We start from the raw sequence: 660 nt of genomic DNA, 5'->3' as shown, positions 1-660 counted from the left end.
TCGCCGGTGGTGAGGCCGCCGAGGAGGCGCAGGGTGAGGGCGATGCGGGCGTCGGTGGAGAGCACCGGGTGGCACGAGGTGAAGATCAGCCGCAGCAGGTCGTCGTCGATCCGGTCCGGGTCCGCGGCATCCGGGTCCGGTTCGCCGGAGACGGTGTCCAGGTCCCGGCCCATCTCGGCGAGCTTGCGGGCGTACGTCTCGCGGCGGCGTACGAGGTCGATGGCGCGGTGCTTGGCGGTGGCCATGAGCCAGGCTCCCGGGTTGTCCGGGACGCCCGACTCCGGCCACTGCTCCAGCGCGGCGACCAGGGCGTCCTGCGCGAGTTCCTCGGCGATGCCCACGTCCCGGACGATCCGGGCGACACCGGCGATGATCCGCGCGGACTCGATCCTGAATACCGCCTCAACCGCGCTCGCTGCCGTCACGGCCACCCATCAGAGCAGCCGCCCGGGGCCCGGGCAAGCGCGGCCGGTCAGCCGGTCGCCTCGTCGATGGCCCGGATCTCGGAGGTGACGCTCCAGCTCTCCGGGTGGCACTGGAGGAACCGCCTGGTCCACTCCAGGGCCTCTTCCTTGTCCTTGCACTGGAGGATGGCGTACCCGCCGACGACCTCCTTGGTCTCGGTGAAGGGCCCGTCGGTGTAGCTGAGCTTTCCGCCGG

Annotated in this window: 2 protein-coding genes; both read right to left on the bottom strand. The window is 71.7% G+C overall.

The features are described from left to right. The coding region (locus EAO72_RS41570; protein ID WP_315986340.1) for a sigma factor at window positions 1-425 on the bottom strand (425 nt) is incomplete at its 3' end. A gap of 47 nt (window positions 426-472) precedes the next feature. Further along, a partial coding sequence (locus tag EAO72_RS41565; protein ID WP_222724178.1) for a YciI family protein occupies window positions 473-660 on the bottom strand: 188 nt, incomplete at its 5' end.

It is taken from the genome of Streptomyces sp. OR43 (assembly GCF_008042275.1).
Taxonomy (GTDB): domain Bacteria; phylum Actinomycetota; class Actinomycetes; order Streptomycetales; family Streptomycetaceae; genus Streptomyces.
The sequence above is the reverse complement of the archived record's forward strand: the minus strand, read 5'-3'. Positions and strand labels throughout refer to the sequence as shown.